The sequence below is a fragment of the Paenibacillus tyrphae genome (genome assembly GCF_024158745.1).
GTDB classification, from domain to species: Bacteria; Bacillota; Bacilli; order Paenibacillales; family NBRC-103111; genus Paenibacillus_G; species Paenibacillus_G tyrfis_A.
In genome coordinates, this window is record NZ_JAMZAW010000003.1 from 291913 (window position 1) to 310068 (window position 18156).

An 18156-nucleotide genomic window follows, 5' to 3' on the forward strand; every position below is an offset into this window, starting at 1 on the left:
CAGAAAACTGTTGTTTTTATGCTTTTACAAAGAGAGGAGTAACAACGTGGAGAACCATACGAAACCAAACGACAGCGGAGGGACATTCGGGAGCAGAGCCAATTTAATGGTCGTTTTGGTTATGATTCTTGGGGTATTTGTAGCCATCTTGAATGAAACGCTCCTTAATGTCGCTTTGTCCAAAATTATGGCGGATATCGGAATTTTACCGAGTACCGCACAATGGTTGACAACCGGATACCTGCTGGTTATCGGGGTGCTTATCCCGGTCACCGCTTTTTTAATTCAGAAGTTCACAACAAGAACCTTGTTCCTTGCAGCCATGAGCTTGTTCACGCTGGGTACGCTGGCGGCGGCTGTTGCACCGGGATTCGGCATGCTTTTGCTGGGCAGGGTGCTGCAGGCGTCGGGAACCGGTCTGCTGTTTCCGCTGCTGACTAATGTCGTGCTGGCTACGGTCCCTCTGGAAAAAAGAGGCTCGGCCATGGGAACGATCGGGATCGTCATCACCTTTGCCCCGGCGATCGGACCGACGCTGTCCGGGATCATTGTCGAACATTTCAGCTGGCGGGTGCTTTTTTACGGCGTCATCCCGATCGCGCTGCTTGTTATCGCCATCGCCTATCTGAAGCTTAAGAACGTAACCGAGACGACGAATCCGAAAATCGACGTCTTGTCGCTCCTGCTCTCCACCTGTGGATTCGGGGGAATCGTGTACGGCTTCAGTAGCGCCGGCGAAGGTCACGGGGGCTGGTCGAGCGGCACAGTCCTGATTCCGGTTATCATCGGCGCCGTTGCTTTAGGTTTGTTCGTTTGGAGACAATTGACGCTGGCGGAACCGCTGCTGGATCTGAGAACGTTTAAATTCAACGTGTTCCGATTGTCGACGCTGATCATGATGATCGTCATGATGGCCATGTTCTCCGCCATGATGCTGCTGCCGATTTTCCTCCAGGGCGCGCTCGGCTACAGCCCGCTGCAAGCCGGTCTGGTCATGCTGCCGGGCGGAATTCTGATGGGCATTATGTCGCCGATTACGGGACGGCTGTTCGATAAATTCGGCGCCAAGTGGCTGGCGGTCGTCGGGCTGGCGTTGATCGCGAACACGCTGTGGCAGTTTTCCTCGATCTCCCTGTCGACGCCGTACGCGATGATCATGATTTTGAATACGCTGCTGATGCTCGGGATTTCGATGCTGATGATGCCGGTCATGACGAACGCGTTGAATGAGCTCCCGCCGCGGTTATATCCGCACGGCACGGCCATTATCAGCACGCTTCAGCAGGTGTCGGGTGCAGTCGGTACCGCGCTGCTGGTCACGGTGATGACCAACGGCTCCAAGAATTTCCTGGAAAGCGCCGCAGGAACCAAAGCGGATGCCCCGCTGCCTATACTGGCGATGATGGCCGGGATGAAGAGCGCATTTCTGCTGGCCTTCGGCCTGGTTCTCGCCGCTTGGATCGTTTCGTTCTTCCTGAAACGGGCGCAGCCTTCGGGAGGCGGAGGCGAACGGGTTTCCGCACACTAACAAGATTTAACTCCGGATTCGCCTTAAGCGATTGCGGACGCAAGAAGACGGCCCTCGCCAAGAGCGGGTGCCGTCTTCTTTGTTTTTCTACATGTACCTGATTATTGTTTGTCCACGATCACAATCGTCATCGATTCGGCGTTGTGCATGCGGACAAAAAGGGCACAACCCAGAGCCTCCGACGCGTCGCGGAGCGGAATGAAGCTGGAGCCGTCCACGATTTGAGCGGGAACGCCGAATTGGATCGTTTGTCCGTTGATCGTCGAGGACTTCTGACCGATCTTAAAGGTCATGACATCGCTGCCTTTCGTCGCCTTCACCGTTTGGGTTTCGGGGTTCCATTCCACTTTCGCTCCGAGCGCTTCCAGCGTGGAACGAAGCGGCACAAGCATGCTTCCATCCTTAATAAAAGGAGCCACCTCCGGGTTCAGCTTTTGGTTGTCGATGAAAATATGTACCCCCTCGCCGCGTCCGGCCCATTTCTCCGTCGCGCAAGTCATATGATACGTAACGTCGAGCGATTTCAAGTCCGCCCCTTGGACCGCACCGGGAAACGTAACATCCCATTTTTGGCTTTGACCCGGCTCCAAGCTCAGACCCGTCAGGAACGCATCGTTGTCCCATTCCCGTGTCGCCAATTCGTTTCCGCTGCCGTCCTGCACGGTAAGCTTGAGCTTTTCTACCTTGTTGACTTTTACGTTGCTGACGTTGACGAATACTCCTTTGACGACCAGCGCGTCCTTTTCGTATTTGCCCGACAACACCGCGAAACTAAGTTCTCCGGTTGACTGTACGGAAGCCGACGCCGGGGCGCCGAAGGCGAGCATCCATGTCATAACCATAACGGATAGCATGCTTAAAGCCAGAATCGATTTGAATCGTTGCTTCATCGTTTTCATAGAATGTGATCCTCCAAATGATTTGTCTTTTTTAATCGTTCATCGTCCCGTCCACAGGGTCCACCGAATAGCTCCAAAACTCGCCCGTTCTGTCAACCAAGGCGTTGACCGTCGGCTGCCCGGCCTTCGTAAAGATATGAGCGTAAGGATTTTCCGGGACGAATTCAACCGTATAACCGGTTAGATCGATGCCGAACAGCTTGTTCACCATCGGTTTTGCAGCGGCGACAGCTTCTTCTTTCGTATAGATCGGCTTTCTATCCTTATTCAGGAGAAGGGGCAAATTGGCTTCATTGTCTTCTTTCTTGCCGTACGCCGAGATCGATTGGATTGCGCCTGTCTTGGCGCCGATCACTACGACATAATTGCCGCCGTCGTCAAAAAACTTCCATGAATCGTATCGCCCGCTGGAATAATTGTGGTCTGCCTGTTTAAAGGCTACCGGATTTCCGATGTTCATCCGTTGAAATGCGTTCTGCGCGGCGTTCTTCGCTTTCTCGTCCCCCTGTGCGAAAGGATAGCTGATCAATATGCCTCTTTCGCTCAGCGTGTCCGCATCCAGGGTTACGATCATTTCCTTGCTTTGAAGCCTCCATTCATGCGTCGATTTACCGTCCTCAAACCGTTTCTCTCTCTCTACGGTCTCGGCGGTAAACGTTTTGTTCGCATCCACTTGACGAAAAGCTTCCGCAGCAGCCTCTTTCACGGCCGCATTCGTTTCGCCCCACGTATATTGGACATAAGCGTTCACTATTTGCTTCGTATTCCGGTCAATAGCGACTTGTCCTTTTCCGTTTTTATTCAGCAGGATCCATTCCGCAGTGATACCAGGGTCCGCTACTTCGTAAAGCTCCGCTTTCGAATCTCCCAGAAAACGGCGCAGCTCCTCTTGGGCCGCTTCAACGACGTTCTTGTCCAACGGGATATCGTGAATCGTCAGCTTCTTCTTCGCTTCCGAACTGCCGGACGATTCCGTCACGATCACAGGGGGCGCCGACAGATTGCCGGATGCGGACTCTGGCGAAGCTTTGGCATTGACCAGCGTCACGGAAGAAAGGGCAATGACGGAAGCCAGCCCGAGCGCCGACCAGCGGTAAGATTTTTTATGATAATTTTTGATCATGATGATTCTCCTTTTTATTTGTTGTTTGCCTCCCGATAAATTGGCCATACCCGGGGTCGGATACAAGGTGACATAATGCTCCAACAGGCGTATGATCGTATGGCCGTAGCTTTCTTTTTGCTCCGCTCCGATATAGGACAGCGCAAGCGCGTCGGCAGCCATTTCCTGATCTTCGCGCATCCGGTAATAGGCATACCACAGGACCGGATTGAACCAGTGCAGGATCAGCAAGCCGTTCATCAGCCAGTTCATGGCGACATCCTTGCGTTTCACATGGGCCAGCTCGTGAAAAAAAATAAACCGCAGCTGCCGGTCGTCCAGCATGTTCATGAGCGAATCCGACAGCACGATGCGCGGACGCATAAACCCGAACACGGCCGGGCTGGAAATCGGCCCCGCCGTGATTAACGGGATCGATTGTCGGATCGACATCGTCTTCCGGCACTGTTCGAACAGACCAGTAATTCTGAGGTCCGTAATGACGGGCTGCTTGGCGAGCCGGGCATAAACGCGCCGGTTTGCGGCTACAGTCAAGATCCCGAGACAAACCGCGCCCAGCAGCCACACGCCAAACACGAGCTTATAGATCGAAAAGCTTGCCGAAGGCTGCTTTTCCACCGGATCGGCCATCTGAACAGGCGGTCCTTGCTTGTCTTCTGCAGGAGCGGTCTTCACTGCCGCAGTGTTCGGCATTTCCTGGTGAACGATAGGCGATGCTTCCGGCGGACGCGGCGAAGGCGCATCGGAAGTCCGTAGAGCTTCTTGGCCGTAGGAAAGCAGGTTGTATACACTGAATGAGCTTTCGGGCGCCCACGGAAGAAGCAATCTTGCTACAATGACAAGCCACAGCATATAGTGCCATCTGGGGGACAGCTTGTTCCTTGCGATGACTTTGACTAACAAGACGAGTCCCACCAGCACGGCGGCCATCAGCGAGGTCTCCAATATCCAGTCAAAAAAGCTCAATAGAGAAAGGCTTAGACCGTCCAATGTCATCTGTCCTTTCTTCTGTCGCGATCCGGCCCCTCTTCCGTTTTCTCGTCGAGAATCCGTTTGAGTTCGCTAATTTCGTCCGAAGACAGCTTTTGCTCCCGCAAGAAATGGACCAGCAGCGGTTTGACCGCCCCGCCGTACAGCCGCTTGAGAAAAGACTGCGTCTCGGTCTGCACGTAATCTTCCTGCGAGACCAAAGGATAGTACAAGTAGGTTCTGCCCGTCTCTTGAAAGGCGATCGCATTTTTTTGAAGCAGCCGGCTAATCAGCGTCCGGACCGTTTTCGGTTTCCAGTCCATTTGCCCTTCGAGGGCCTCGATGACTTCGTTGCCCGTTTGCGGGGACCGGGTCCAGAGGATTTTCATCACTTCCCACTCGGCCTCGGATATTTTAGGCAGTTCTTTCATGAATCTTGTGTTCTCCTTTCCGTCCATCTGGATTACTGATGTAATCCTTTATTAGACTACACGCGTAATCCAAAAATGTCAACTTCAAAAAATCAATGCAGCCGAAAAAGGCATGCCCGCTTTCCCATTCGGAAGAAGCGGCGCATGCTTTTTGTTATAATTATTTATCCTTTTGCGCCCCATGCACAGCAAAGTTTACGCGCGTTCATTCATGCGTGCCGACATGCCTCTATTCCATGCTGCGGCCGGCGTGCAAAGGTGTGCTTTCCAACTGAGGGCGTCTTCTCGAAATCGTAAGCACAACCAGCATGACGAGCATCACGGCCGAGTAGAGCCACATAGCCGTCTGAATCGGGAAAGCGTCCATGACCCGCCCAACGCCCAGCGGCAGCAGTGAACCGCCGAGCCCGTTAGCCGCGAGCAAAATACTGGTCGTCCTCTCGGTCATGCCCGGCAGCGACTGATTGGCGTAAATGAGCGCCACCGCAAACATCCCGGACATCCCCAGTCCAAGCAGGAAGCTGAGTACGAAGCCTACCCAAGCATAGTGGCTGAACGGAAGGACGAGCAGCGACGCTAAGCTCAGCAGCGTTGCCGCCCACAGAAAGCGGAAGTAGGTCCACCGGTCGCCGAGAATGCCGGTCAGGATTCGCCCGATCACCATCGCCGTCCAGTAGACGGTGACGGTTAACGTCGCATGCGAGCTATCGATCCCCCACCGCTCCATAAAGATCGAAGGGAAGAAATGGACGACCGATACTTCGCTGCCGCCGTACAGGAAAAAGAAAACGGTACACAGCACCAGAAACGGAATGCCCGATCTCGCATAGGCCGGGCGTTGCGCCTGTTTCCCGCCGGACTCCGTTTCTTTGCGGGTCAGCATGCCGTCCATTTCCCCGAAGGACAGCCGCTTCCAGACGAGCGCCGTTGCAAGCGCGCCGATGCCGAGCAGAAAAAACGAATACGTCCACAGCCCTTTGGCGATCAGAAAGCTGGCGATCGAAGGCATGGCGAGCGCGCCGACGCCGAACGTCACCTCAAGCTTGCTCATAGCCGCCGCCTGCTTCTGCTTCACGGCCAAAAGAATAATCGTGCCGATGCACGATTCGACCAGGCCGGTGCCGAATCCGGCCAGCCCCGCCAGCAGGACGACCGCCGGCCAGGGAGGAAGCAGACCGGCGAACAGCTCCATTCCGACCAGCCCCAGACCGAGCATGACCGCAGATTTGCGGCCGAGCTTGCGGGAGATCCCCGGCATCGAGAGCACCCCGCTGAGCAAGCCGACAAACTGCACGAAAATAAGCATGCCCCCGCTGCCGTAGCTTTGCGAATAATGCGCAAGCAGCTCAGGCAGCACCGCGCCGACGATGACCGTGCCCACGCCGGTGATGACATAACACAAGCATCCCATCCAAATCAACCGGTTAATCATGATGCTCTCCTTCGCCTGCAATCAGCAGCTCCACCTGATGCTTATGAAGCTCTTCCTTCATTTCATCGCTCGGCTCCCGGTCCGTTATGATAAGGTCGATCCCTTCCAGCCCGGCGACGCGGTGAAACAGCTTCTTGCCGAATTTCGTATGATCGGCCAGCACAATCACTTGATCTGACTTGCGCATGACTTGCCGGATCAAATAGCTTTCCTCCTCGAACATGGTCGTCAGACCGTGCGGGGCGATGCCGCATGTGCCCAGCAGCGCTTTGTCCACCTGATATTCGGACAGCATTTCCAGTGTCCGCGCCCCGTAAACCAGCCGCTGCTCGTTATCGAGCAAGCCGCCGAGAAGATGGATGCGGATTTCGTCCTTCTGCGTCAGCATGCCCGCCAGATCGATCGAGTTTGTGACGACTACATTGCGCCGGGTCCGCATCGCCTCCACGGCACACCGAACCGTAGTGGAGGAATCGGTATACAAATAATCGCCGTCGTGAATCAGCGTCGCCGCCAGCCTGCCAATCGCCTGCTTGGACGGAGTATCCAGCTGCAGCCGCTGCTCGTAGTTCGGCACCTCCTTGGAGATCGACGGCAGCATAGCGCCTCCGCGGGTACGGATGATGCTCCCCTGCTCCTCCAGCTTGATCAGATCGCGCCGGGCAGTATCCCACGAGATTTGCAGCCACTCGCAAATTTCCGTAACGGTAATGCGCTGTTTTTCATTTAACTTCTGTACAATCGCAATCAGTCTTTCTTCTTGAAACATGCGTATTCCCCTTCCGAATACTTGCCCTTAAATTAAGTTTTTGTAAGTTATATTAAGCAAATTCAAGTGATATTCTTGATTATAAACCAAAATCCGCAGATTACAAGCGTTTGTACGGAAAACAACTTCTCATTTGCGCCCATAATAAAAACGACGGAGAAGGATCGTGTCTCCTTCGCCCGCCGTCTACCGTTCTTGGCATACTTTTAATACGGAGCTTTTCTTATATTTTTGTCCTTATCGTCGCCTTGCTCGTCTTTTTCTTCCTTCTCCTGCTTTTCTTCGTGAAATTCGATCGGCGTATTTCCCGTAATCTGATCGAAGGGAGTGTAATCGCTGTTCGGGATCGCCTTGCCGGCAATCATCTTGCAGATAATGACCGTAAGCAAAACGATGATCGGAACGATCAAGGAAAGCATCGTATATAATGCAAAATCGTCCATATTCCAGGTCCGCCCTTCCCCTTTATTAGCCATACTTGTCCGTCCATTCAACTTTTATACGAAGGGGGCCGAAAAATAGTTTCGCAGACCGGGTGTCAGGCAAAAAAATGTCCCCGCAAAGCTCCGGCCTCAAGCCGCCGCTCTACGGGGGTGTACAGTCTTCGATGAGGAATACATGACCGTTACAATTACTCGTTCGCCACGCCGATTGCGATCCAGTTGACCACTCCTTGCAGTTCCGGTGAAAATTTGGAACGGACCACTTCCAAAATAGCGCCGTCGGGCTCCTTTTGTTGAATGACGGCGTACGTGTTCGTCTGATCTGTGGAAGCTACCAGTACATAGTTATTGTCTGCAAAAGGCCGGTCAAAGATCAGCACAACTTCCGTCAGTTCGTCTTCGAGGCTTAGCAGGAACGGACTAAGCCCGAACTGTTGCACCGTCGTCCAGACCCCAACCGTCTGCACCGGCTGGAAGGACAAATGCTCCGGAGTGACCGCTCCGGCCGCCAGATGCTCCGACCCGACGCTTTCCGGCTGCAGCTGAATGCCCGCTATGGCGTCGGCTTTCGAGTCTTGCTCAGACACGGCGTCCAATGAGAGATCCAGTGCACTAATATGGACCTCCTCCAGCTCCGGCTCGAGCCCGGTAACCACCCCCTCCCCGGATTCCAGAATCACTGCTGCTCCATCCGCATCCGGTGTCTCAATTTCGTTCTGAATGCCGGTGTCTTCCGGATCGCCTGCCTCGGGGGCAGCTTCGTCCCACGCTTCCTCAGCCGGCTTTCTGGTCAGCAGCGCCTGCAGTGACGGTTCCAGATGAATGAAGGAAATCGTGCCCGGCACCAGATGGTAGCCCGAGATCGTCTCCTGCTTGATGTGCAGCCCGTCGACCGACTCGACGCACAAATGATCCGACGTCACCGAACGCTGTGCCAGTTTCTCCGACGTCACCGCTTGCGCCTGCAACTGCGCTTCGCCTACGGATTCCTCCGCTAACTGCTCCGCGCCTACTACGCCTTCGGCCAGATGCCGGCTGCGGACAGCCCCTTCCGCAAGGTGCAGGGACATCACTGCGTCTGCTGCAAGATGCCGGCTTCGCACTGACTCCTCCGCAAGGTGCAGGGGCGTCACCGCGCCTTCGGCAAGCTTCTCCGACGTCACCGCTTGCGCCTGCAGCTGCGTTTCGCCTACGGATTCCGCCGCAAGCTGTTCCGGACCCACCGCGCCTTCAGCCAGATGCCGGCTGTGAACCGAACCTTCGGCTAGGTGCTGCTCCGTCACTGCGCCTTCCGCAAGCTTCTCCGACGTTACCGCTGCCGTCTGCAAGTGCGCTTCGCCTACGGATTCCTTCGCTAGCTGCTCTGCGCCCACTGCGCCTTCGGCCAAGTGCCGCTCTGTCACCGCTCCTTTCGCAAGCTTCTCCGACGTCACCGCCTCCGCCTGCAGCTGCGCTTCGCCTACGGCTTCCTCCGCTAGCTGCTCCGTGCCCACTGCGCCTTCGGACAAATGCCGGCTGTGAACCGCGCCTTCAGACAGGTGCCGCTCCGTCACTGCGCCTTCCGCCAGATGCCAGCCGTGAACCGAACCTTCGGACAGGTGCTGCTCCGTCACTGCGCCTTCCGCAAGCTTCTCCGACGTCACCGCCTCCGCCTGCAAGTGCGCTTCGCCTACGGATTCCTCCGCCAGCTGTTCCGCGCCTACTGCGCCTTCGGACAGATGCCGGCCGTGAACCGAACCTTCGGACAAGTGCTGCTCCGTCACTGCGCCTTCCGCAAGCTTCTCCGACGTCACCGCCTCCGCCTGCAAGTGCGCTTCGCCTACGGATTCCTCCGCTAGCTGTTCCGTGCCTACCGCGCCTTCGAACAGGTGCCGGCTGTGAACCGAACCTTCGGACAGGTGACGCTCCGTCACCGCGCCTTCCGCCAGCTTCTCCGACGTCACCGCCTTCGCCTGCAAGTGCGCTTCGCCTACGGATTCCTCCGCTAGCTGCTCTGCACCTACTGCGCCTTCGGTCAGATGCCGGCCGTGAACCGAACCTTCGGACAGGTGACGCTCCGTCACCGCGCCTTCCGCTAGCTTCTCCAACGTTACAGCTTCCGCCTGCAATTGCGCTTCCCCTACGGCTTCCGCCGCCAACTGTTCCGTACCTACCGCGCCTTTCGCAAGCTTCTCCGACGTCACGGACTCCGCCTGCAATTGCACTGCACCTACGGCCTCCGCCGCTAGCTGCTCCATGCCCACCGTGCCTTCGGCCAGATGCTGGCCGTGAACCGCGCCGACGGCCAAGTGCAGCGCCAACACCGCGCCTTCCGCCAGCTTCTCCGACGTCACCGCCTCCGCCTGCAATTGCACTGCACCTACGGCTCCCGCCGCTAGCTGCTCCGTGCCCACCGCGCCTTCGGACAGGTGCCGGCTGTGAACCGAACCTTCAGTTAGGTGCTGCTCCGTCACCGCACCTTCCGCTAGCTTCTCCGACGTCACGGCCTCCGCCTGCAATTGCACTGTACCTACGGCTTCCGCCGCAAGTTGCTCCGTGCCTACCGCGCCTTCGGACAAATGCCGGCTGTGAACCGAACCTTCGGACAGGTGCCGCTCCGTCACCGCACCCTCCGCCAGCTTCTCCGACGTCACGGCCTCCGCTTGCAGGTGCGCTTCCCCTACGGCTTCCGCCGCCAACTGCTCCGCACCTACCGCGCCTTCGGACAAATGCTGGCTGCGTATCGCCCCTTCCGCAATGTGCAGGGCCATCACCGCGCCTCCTGCAAGATGCCGGCTTCGCACCGACTCTTCCGCAAGGTGCAGGGGCGTCACCGCGGCTTCGGCCAAGCGGCTGCCGTCCACAGCTCCTTCTGCAAGGAACGGCGTCGTGACGGTACCTTCGGCCAAGTGCCAGCCGTGAACCGAACCTTCCGCGAGGTGCTGCGCCGTGACCGTTCCTTCCGCCAGCTTCTCCGAAGTAACGGCACGCGCCTGCAGCTGCGCTTCGCCTACCGCCTCCGCCGCCAGTTGCTCCACGCCAACCGCGCCCGGCGTTAGATGCGCCGTCGTCACCGAGCCCTCCGCCAACCGGCTGCCGTCGACCGCGCCCTCTGCGAGATGCTCCGTTATGATCGCGTCTTCCGCCAGATGGCAGCTGTGCACAGCCCTTTCTTCAAGGTGCCTCGCCGTAACTGCTCCTTCGGTCAGATGCCCGCTGCGAACCGACTCTTCCGCAAGGTGCCTCGCCATTACCGCGCCTTCCGCCAGCTTTTCCGACGTTACGGCCTCCGCCTGCAAGTGCGCTTCGCCTACCGCCTCCGCCGCCAGTTGCTCCGCACCCACCGCGCCGGGCACCAGATGTGCCGTCGTTACGGCTTCCTCCGCCAGGCTACTTGTGCCTACGGCTCTCTCTGCGAGATGCCTCGCCGTCACCGCGCCTTCCGCCAGCTTTTCCGACGTTACGGCCCCCGCCTGCAAGTGCGCTTCGCTTACCGCCTCTGCCGCCAACTGCTCCGCGCCCACCGCGCCTGGCGTTAGATGCGCCGTCGTTACCGATCCTTCCGCCAAGCGGCTGCTGTCGACCGCGCCCTCTGCCAGGTGATTCGTTGTCACCGCGTTTTCCGCCAGCTTTCCCGATGTCACCGCTTGCGCCTGCAGCTGCGTTTCGCCTACGGCTTCCGCCGCCAGCTGTTCCGTGCCTACGGCGCCCGGCGCCAGATGCTGCGCCGTCACGGACTCCGCTGCCAGCTTTCCCGACGTCACCGACTGCTCCTGCAGCTGCGCCTCCCCTACGGCCTCCGCCGCCAGATGCTCCGCGCCCACCGCGCCCGGCGCCAGATGCTGCGACGTCACGGACTCCGCTGCCAGCTTTCCCGACGTCACCGACTGCTCCTGCAGTTGCGCCTCGCCTACGGCCTCCGCCGCCAGATGCTCCGCGCCCACCGCGCCCGGCGTCAAATGCTGCGCCATCACGGACTCCGCTGCCAACTTTCCCGATGTCACCGACTGCTCCTGCAGCTGCGCTTCGCCCACGGCCTCCGCCGCCAGATGCTCCGCGCCCACCACGCCCGGCGTCAGATGCGCCATCGTCACGGAGCCCTCCGCCAAGCAGCTGCCGTCGACCGCGCCCTTTGCGAGATGCTGCCCCATGACTGCGCCTTCCGCCAGCTTCTCCGACGTTACCGCCTGCGCCTGCAGATGGGTTTCGCCTACGGCCTCCGCCGCCAACTGTTCCGAGCCGACGGCGTCCAGCTTCAAATGCATCCCCGTCACCGAACGCAGCGCCAGCTTTGCCGACGTCACCGACTGCGCCTGCAGGTGTTCTTCACCCACGGCTTCCACCGCAAGCTGCTCCGCGCCGACCGAGCCGACCGCGAGATGCTGCGACGTCACGGAACCCTCCGCCAAGCGGCTGCCGTCGACCGTACCTTCCGCCAGATGACGGCCGCGTACCGATCCATCCGCAAGGTGCAGCGCCGTCACCGCGCCTTCCGCAAGCTTCTCCGAGGTCACCACGGCCGCCGCTAAGTGTCTGCCGCTCACCGCTCCTTCCACCAAATGCGGACCGCGCACCGAGCCTTCCATCAGGTGATGCATCATGACTGCGCCTTCCGCCAGCTTCTCCGCCGTTACCGCACGCGCCTGCAGTTGGTCTTCGCCTACGGATTCCGCCATCAGATGCTTCGCACCGACCGCATCCGGCGTCAGATGCGCCGTCGTCACGGACCCTGCCGCCAAGCGGCTGCCGTCGACCGCGCTTTCCGCCAAATGCTGCCCGTGTACCGATCCCTCCGCCAGATGCAGCGCCGTGACTGCGCCTTCCGCCAGCTTTTCCGTCGTGACGGCCTGCGTCTGCAATTGCGATTCGCCTACGGCTCCGGGTCTCAGATGCTCCGTACCGACTGCACCCGACGTCAAATGCATGCCCGTGACTGCCCCTGCCGACAAATGTCTGCCGCTCACCGCGCCTTCCGTCAGATGCGATCCCCGTACCGCACCTTCCGTTAGATGCAGCCCTGTCACCGCACCGGGCGTCAGATGCTTCGCCGACACCACGCCCGCCGCCAACCGGCTGCCGTCGACCGCTCCCTCTATCAAATGAAGACCTCGTACCGAACCTTCCGTCAGGTGCAGCGCCGTCACCGCGTTTTCCGCCAGCTTCTCCGACGTTATCGCACCGTCTTCCAGCTTATCGCGGGTAACGGCGCCGGTAGCCAGTTGGTGCGTCTTCACGGACGCTTTGCCGAGATGCGCATGTTGAATTGCACCCAAGGCCACATGCTCCGCCTGTACCGATTCCTTGCCCAGCTTCTCCGATGTTACGCTTGCGGAAGCCAGCTTCGCCGTCGTCACGGCCAAATTGGTCAGCTTGTCGGTCGACACCGATTCGCCGGACAGCTTGGAGGTGGTGACACTGTGTTTCGCCAGATGCGTGGTTTGTACCGCCCCCTCCTGCAAATGCTGGGTCTGCACCGCCCCCCCGGCCAGCTTATCGGAGGTGACAGCCCGGTCCTGCAGCTTCTCCGTTGCGATCGAGCGCTCTTGCAGATGATCGCTACCGACCGCCGCCGAGGCAATGTGCCCGGTCTGCACGGCTTTGTTAGCCAGATGCAGCGAATTGACGGCGTCTTCCGTCAAATGCTCGCCGGATACCGATTTTTTCGCCAGCTTCCGCGAGGTAACGGCTTGCTCGCCCAATTTCTCGGTCGTAACGGAGGAATCCGCCATCTGCTGCGTACTGACGCTATAAAGCGCCAATTTATCCGCTGTCACCGAGTGGGCGGACAAGTGACGGCCTTCTACTGCTCCTTGCTGCACATGCCGGCCTTCAATCGCCCTTTCCTGCACATGGAACCCCTGTACCGCTTCCTTAGACAACTTGCCTGAAGTCACGGCTCCGTCCTTCAGATGAATGGCCTGCACCGTGTCTTCCGTCAGATGGCTTGCGTCGATCTGCTTTGGCGAAATGTTAACGCCCCGGATCAACCCCGCCGTCAAATGATCGTGCAGCACCGAATTCAGCTTCAAATGCTCGGAAGCCACACTCCAAGGCGCCAGCTTATCCTCCGTAACCGACTGGGGTGCCAGCTTCTCGGCGCCAATTTCCCCATCGGCCAGCTTGGCGGAGGTCACTGAAAAATCGCGCAGCTTTTCCGTCGTTACCGCGCCTTCCAGCAGCTTTGACGAATTGACCACGCCGTTGGCCAAATGAATCGAATGAATCGCGCCGCTTCGGATTTTATCCGATGTGATCGACTGATGCTGAATCAGCTCGCCGGTAATCGCCTCGTCGGCAAAATGCTTCGTATAAATCGATTTTTCGGCAATTTTCATTCCGTCGATCGTCTTATCCGCCAGCTTCTCCGAAGTAATGCTGTTGTCCTGGAGCTTCTCCCCGCTGATCGCCCGGTCTTGAATTTTATCCGTCGAGACCGAGGCCTTGGCCAGATGCTCCGCCGTCACCGACTGCAAAGCGAGCTTTTGCGTCGTGACGCTGCGGTCCGCCAGCTTGGTGCTGTCGACCGCATAGTCGGTCAGATTGTCCCGACCGACGCTATTCCGTTTGATCCGGGCACCGTCGACGGCATAACGCGCGATTTTCTCCGTCGTGACCGACTCATCGGCCAAATCGTCCGTATACACGGTAGTTCCCTGCATAAACCGCGGTCTGACCGCCTCTTCAACCGAACGGATGGTCGGCTTCTCAACTGCACGGGTGACCGGCTTTTCAGTTGCCCGGGCGACCGGCTTTTCAGCCGCCCGGGTGACCGGCTCTTCAACGGCACGGGCGACCGGCTCTTCAGCGGCGCGGGTGATCGGCTCTTCAACGGTACGGGTGACCGGTTCTTCAACGGTACGGGGAGTGTCCGGAACCCCTTGCGATTCGGCAGCCTCTTGTTCTTCTTCTCCTTCCTCAAGGACTAGATGACCAATGCTGGTATCCTCATCAAAGTCGGCTTGCGGCCTCAAGATTCGCGGCTTATCGTCCAGCCACTTCAGCTCATTAATGTACGAGTCCATGCGCTTGCTGCGCACCGTTCGTCGCGTACCGGAAACCCGGCGGTTTTCTCGTTTCATGCTAGGTCCTCCCATATGGTGTAGTGCCTAGTTGGCCATGCTGGAAATGATTGCAAGTAGACACTTTTAACATATGCATTTACCTAGAAGGAGGTCATTCGCCCGGTTAAAAATGGGCGTACGCACAAGAAAGCCGAAACCGTTTTTCCATCGAACGCAAAGCGCAAAAAAAAGGCGGCCTCGTTCACCGCCCGTCATAAAGTGTAAGCCACCGCTCCGCCACCCGCTCCCATGTAAATAGCCGCTGTACCCGCTCCACGCTTTGCTCTCCCATGCAGCGGGCTTTGTTCTCGTTTTGCAGCAGGGAGATTACCGCCGGCGCAAGACCGCTCTCCAGAGCGTCCGGCTCCAAGGTCAGCCCGGTAACGCCCTCCTCCACAATTTCTGGCATTCCTCCGGCGCGAGTGGCGACGACCGGGACGCCTGCAGCCATCGCTTCCACGTTGACGAGGCCGAACGCCTCGCGGCGGACGGACGGAACGACGAGGACATCGGCCAAGCGAAACCAATCGTCCACTTCGCCGTGCGGAACATACGGAACGAAGCGTACATGGTTGCTCAGCGGCGCGCTCGTCCTCCGAAGCCGCCTCACGTAGGGGGTAAGCCGTCTCGAACCGTAAAATGCTCCCCCCACCACAAGCAGCAGCGCTTCCGGCACCTTGCCCACAATTTCGGGCATCGCGGCCAGCAAATGATGCACGCCCTTGGTCGGAATCAGGCGGCCGACGTACAGAATGATTTTACGGCCCTGCAGGCCGAGTCTGTGGAGCAGCGCCTCCCTCCTGGCTGCCCCTTCCGGAGACCATCGGGAAATAAAACGGTCCGGATCGACCCCCAGATGATTCACGATAATTTTGGCTTGGACACGCGGGTCTCTGCGCACCATTTCGTCCTTCAGGTAATGGCTATTCACCACGATCCGGTCCGCCGCGGCCAGACAACGCTGCAGCTCGGGCCGCCGGATATGGGGCTTCGAGATGAACGAAACGGAATGCAGCGACAGCCACACCTGCGCCCCCGGATGCCTTCGCTTGAGAAACCGGGCGAAGCGCGGGCGGTTCTCCACTTGAATGACCTTCGGCCGCAGCTTTCTCAGCTTGCGGCTGACGCTCTCCACATAGCGGCGGGGCGAAACGGCGGGCACGCGCTCGTAGAGAACGCCTTCGCGAATTTCGGTCCGGCGGAGCGTCCGGCCCCGCCGCCCGATCACCGCCAGTCGGACGTGCTTCTGCAGGCGACGGACGACTTGTTCCACGACCAATTCGACGGAACTGCTGTTGCCCGAAGGAATGACGAACGAACCCGGCGTCACGAAGACGACATCATGCTCTTTCATGGAGCAGCCTCCCCGCGATCTTTTTGATAGTATATTCTTGGCGCAGCGGATACGGATAGGCTTTAGTTGTCCGGGCCGCAGTTTGGGCCGTTTGAATTTTGCCAGGCAGGGCGTCATAATAAAAGAACGAACTTGCGAATATCCCGAGAGGAAGTGCAGACCGTGAGCCGATTGGAAACGTATATCGAACATTATGCGGAGCTCGCCGTGAAGGTAGGTATCAACGTGCAGCAAGGGCAGACGCTTGTAATAACCTCGCCCGTATCGGCTGCGGATTTCGTCCGCATCGTCGCGCGCAAAGCGTACGAGGCCGGGGCGAAGCACGTCTATGTCGAATGGGACGACGACGAACTGAAACGGCTGAAGTACGAGCTGGCTCCCGACGAAGCGTTCCTTGAATATCCGCAATGGAAAGCAGACGGCTTCCGTCAATTGGCCGAAGAAGGGGCGGCGTTCCTGCAGGTCTACTCCCCTACGCCCGACCTGCTTAAACAGGCGAAGCCCGAGCGGATTGCCGCGGCGAGCAAAACGTACGGCACCGCCATGCTGGAATACCGCCGCATGATGCAGGCCGGCCGAATCAGTTGGACGATCGTATCCGTTCCCTCGGCGGCTTGGGCGGCCAAAGTGTTCCCGGAGGCAAGCGAAGAAGAAGCGGTTCGTTCGCTGTGGGAACGAATCGTGCAAGCGGCAAGAGCCGACCGTGACCGGCCTGTGGAAGCCTGGCAGGAGCATCTGGCGGCGCTTCGCTCGAAGGTGGAGCGGATGAATGCGAAGAGGTACGCCCGGTTGATTTACCGTGCGCCGGGTACGGAATTGAACGTGGAGCTGCCTCCGGAGCACCAATGGGTCGCAGGCGGCATGCATAACGCCCAAGGCGTGTTTTTCGTGCCGAATATTCCGACGGAGGAGATGTTCACGCTGCCGCGCGCCGACGGCGTCAACGGAACCGTACGCAGCACGATGCCGCTGAACTGGAACGGGGCGCTGATCGACGGCTTCAGTTTGACATTCGAGAACGGGAAGGTCGTGAAGTGTACGGCGGAGCAAGGACAAGAGGCGCTGCAGCGTCTCATCGCGACCGACGAGGGCGCGGCCCGGCTCGGCGAAGTGGCGCTCGTGCCTCAGGACTCGCCGATTGCCGCGATGAACGTGCTGTTTTACAATACGGGGCTTGACGAGAACGCCTCCTGCCACCTGGCGTTAGGCAACGCGTATCCGCTATGTCTGGAAGGCGGCACCGCCATGACGCGGGAGCAGTTGGCGCAACACGGAGCCAATCACAGTCTGGTGCACGTCGACTTCATGATCGGGTCGGACGAGTTCGATATCGACGGAGAGCTGCCGGACGGGACGGTGGAGCCGGTGTTCCGGCGGGGCTGCTGGGCGGATTAATCCGCCCGGGCTCCGGAAAGCTCCGCGAACCGGAAGCAATCGGCCGTATGGTCCATCACCATGCCGGTCGCCTGCATAAACGCATAGCAGATCGTCGAGCCGACAAAGGTGAAGCCGCACTTCTTCAGCGCCTTGCTCATCGCATCCGATTCCGGCGTGCTGGCCGGCACTTCCTTCAGGCTCTGCCAGCGGTTGCGAATCGTATCACCGCCGACGAACTGCCATATATAACGGTCGAAGCTGCCGAATTCCTCCTGCACCGCGAGAAAAGCCTTCGCGTTCGTCACGGCGGCGCGCATTTTGAGCCGATTCCGGATCAGACCCGGATCGCCGAGCAGCTCGTCCAATTTGGCATCGTCGTACGCGGCTACCGCCCTGGGATCGAAGCCGTCGAACGCCTCCCGGTAGCGGTCTCTTTTTTTGAGCACCGTATACCAGCTCAGTCCCGCCTGCGCCCCTTCCAGGATCAGCATCTCAAACAGCTTTCGGTCGTCATGAACGGGAACTCCCCATTCCTTATCGTGATAGTCGATATATAAAGGGTCTTCGTTACACCAGCCACAGCGGCATTCCATAGGACGCATCCTCTCCTTTTTTCCCTAACTATACCACATTATTGCGACACGGTTTGTCACCGTTTTACAATTCGGCGGATTGAAATCTTTCCGATGCTTGTACGTATCAGGTATAATATCAGATATTACGCGACGCACAGACGCTTCGTATACGGCATATCCGAACCCGGCACAGTCAAGCCGAACGATACCAAACAT

Annotated in this window: 11 protein-coding genes; 2 read left to right on the plus strand and 9 right to left on the minus strand. The window is 58.5% G+C overall.

The features are described from left to right. Positions 1-46 precede the first annotated feature (46 nt). Complete coding sequence (locus NI000_RS06540) at positions 47-1528, plus strand: DHA2 family efflux MFS transporter permease subunit (protein ID WP_446030831.1); 1482 nt, start codon at positions 47-49, stop codon at positions 1526-1528. Between the two features lie 101 nt (positions 1529-1629). On the opposite strand, the gene NI000_RS06545 is transcribed toward NI000_RS06540, so the two are convergent. The 8 genes from NI000_RS06545 to NI000_RS06580 form a co-directional block, all read right to left on the minus strand. Beyond that, positions 1630-2427 carry a copper amine oxidase N-terminal domain-containing protein gene (locus NI000_RS06545; RefSeq protein WP_253408850.1) on the minus strand — a complete coding sequence of 266 codons (798 nt, stop codon included), beginning with the start codon at positions 2425-2427 and terminating at the stop codon, positions 1630-1632. A gap of 31 nt (positions 2428-2458) precedes the next feature. Further along, the gene (locus NI000_RS06550; RefSeq protein ID WP_253408852.1) at positions 2459-4516 is read right to left on the minus strand and encodes a M56 family metallopeptidase; all 2058 of its coding nucleotides are present in this window, start codon (positions 4514-4516) and stop codon (positions 2459-2461) included. Positions 4517-4542: 26 nt separating this feature from the next. After that, positions 4543-4950 carry a BlaI/MecI/CopY family transcriptional regulator gene (locus NI000_RS06555; RefSeq protein WP_253408854.1) on the minus strand — a complete coding sequence of 136 codons (408 nt, stop codon included), beginning with the start codon at positions 4948-4950 and terminating at the stop codon, positions 4543-4545. 229 nt (positions 4951-5179) lie between these two features. Next, positions 5180-6382: an MFS transporter gene (locus NI000_RS06560; RefSeq protein WP_253408856.1), complete on the minus strand. Its 1203-nt coding sequence runs from the start codon at positions 6380-6382 to the stop codon at positions 5180-5182. Continuing rightward, positions 6375-7151: a DeoR/GlpR family DNA-binding transcription regulator gene (locus NI000_RS06565; RefSeq protein ID WP_054975078.1), complete on the minus strand. Its 777-nt coding sequence runs from the start codon at positions 7149-7151 to the stop codon at positions 6375-6377. The genes NI000_RS06560 and NI000_RS06565 overlap by 8 nt, the downstream gene beginning before the upstream one ends. A 206-nt stretch (positions 7152-7357) precedes the next feature. Next, positions 7358-7627: a DUF3951 domain-containing protein gene (locus NI000_RS06570; RefSeq protein WP_253408858.1), complete on the minus strand. Its 270-nt coding sequence runs from the start codon at positions 7625-7627 to the stop codon at positions 7358-7360. A 155-nt stretch (positions 7628-7782) separates the two neighbouring features. Continuing rightward, on the minus strand, positions 7783-14652 hold the full coding sequence (locus tag NI000_RS06575) for a WIAG-tail domain (protein WP_253408860.1): 6870 nt from the start codon (positions 14650-14652) through the stop codon (positions 7783-7785). Between the two features lie 184 nt (positions 14653-14836). Beyond that, positions 14837-15988: a glycosyltransferase family 4 protein gene (locus tag NI000_RS06580; RefSeq protein WP_253408862.1), complete on the minus strand. Its 1152-nt coding sequence runs from the start codon at positions 15986-15988 to the stop codon at positions 14837-14839. 162 nt (positions 15989-16150) lie between these two features. Between NI000_RS06580 and NI000_RS06585 the strand changes: the two genes are divergently transcribed. Continuing rightward, positions 16151-17383, plus strand: a complete 1233-nt coding sequence (locus NI000_RS06585) for an aminopeptidase (RefSeq protein WP_253408864.1) — start codon at positions 16151-16153, stop codon at positions 17381-17383. On the opposite strand, the gene NI000_RS06590 is transcribed toward NI000_RS06585, so the two are convergent. Further along, positions 17380-17958: a DNA-3-methyladenine glycosylase I gene (locus NI000_RS06590; RefSeq protein ID WP_253408866.1), complete on the minus strand. Its 579-nt coding sequence runs from the start codon at positions 17956-17958 to the stop codon at positions 17380-17382. The genes NI000_RS06585 and NI000_RS06590 overlap by 4 nt on opposite strands. Positions 17959-18156: the final 198 nt, after the last annotated feature.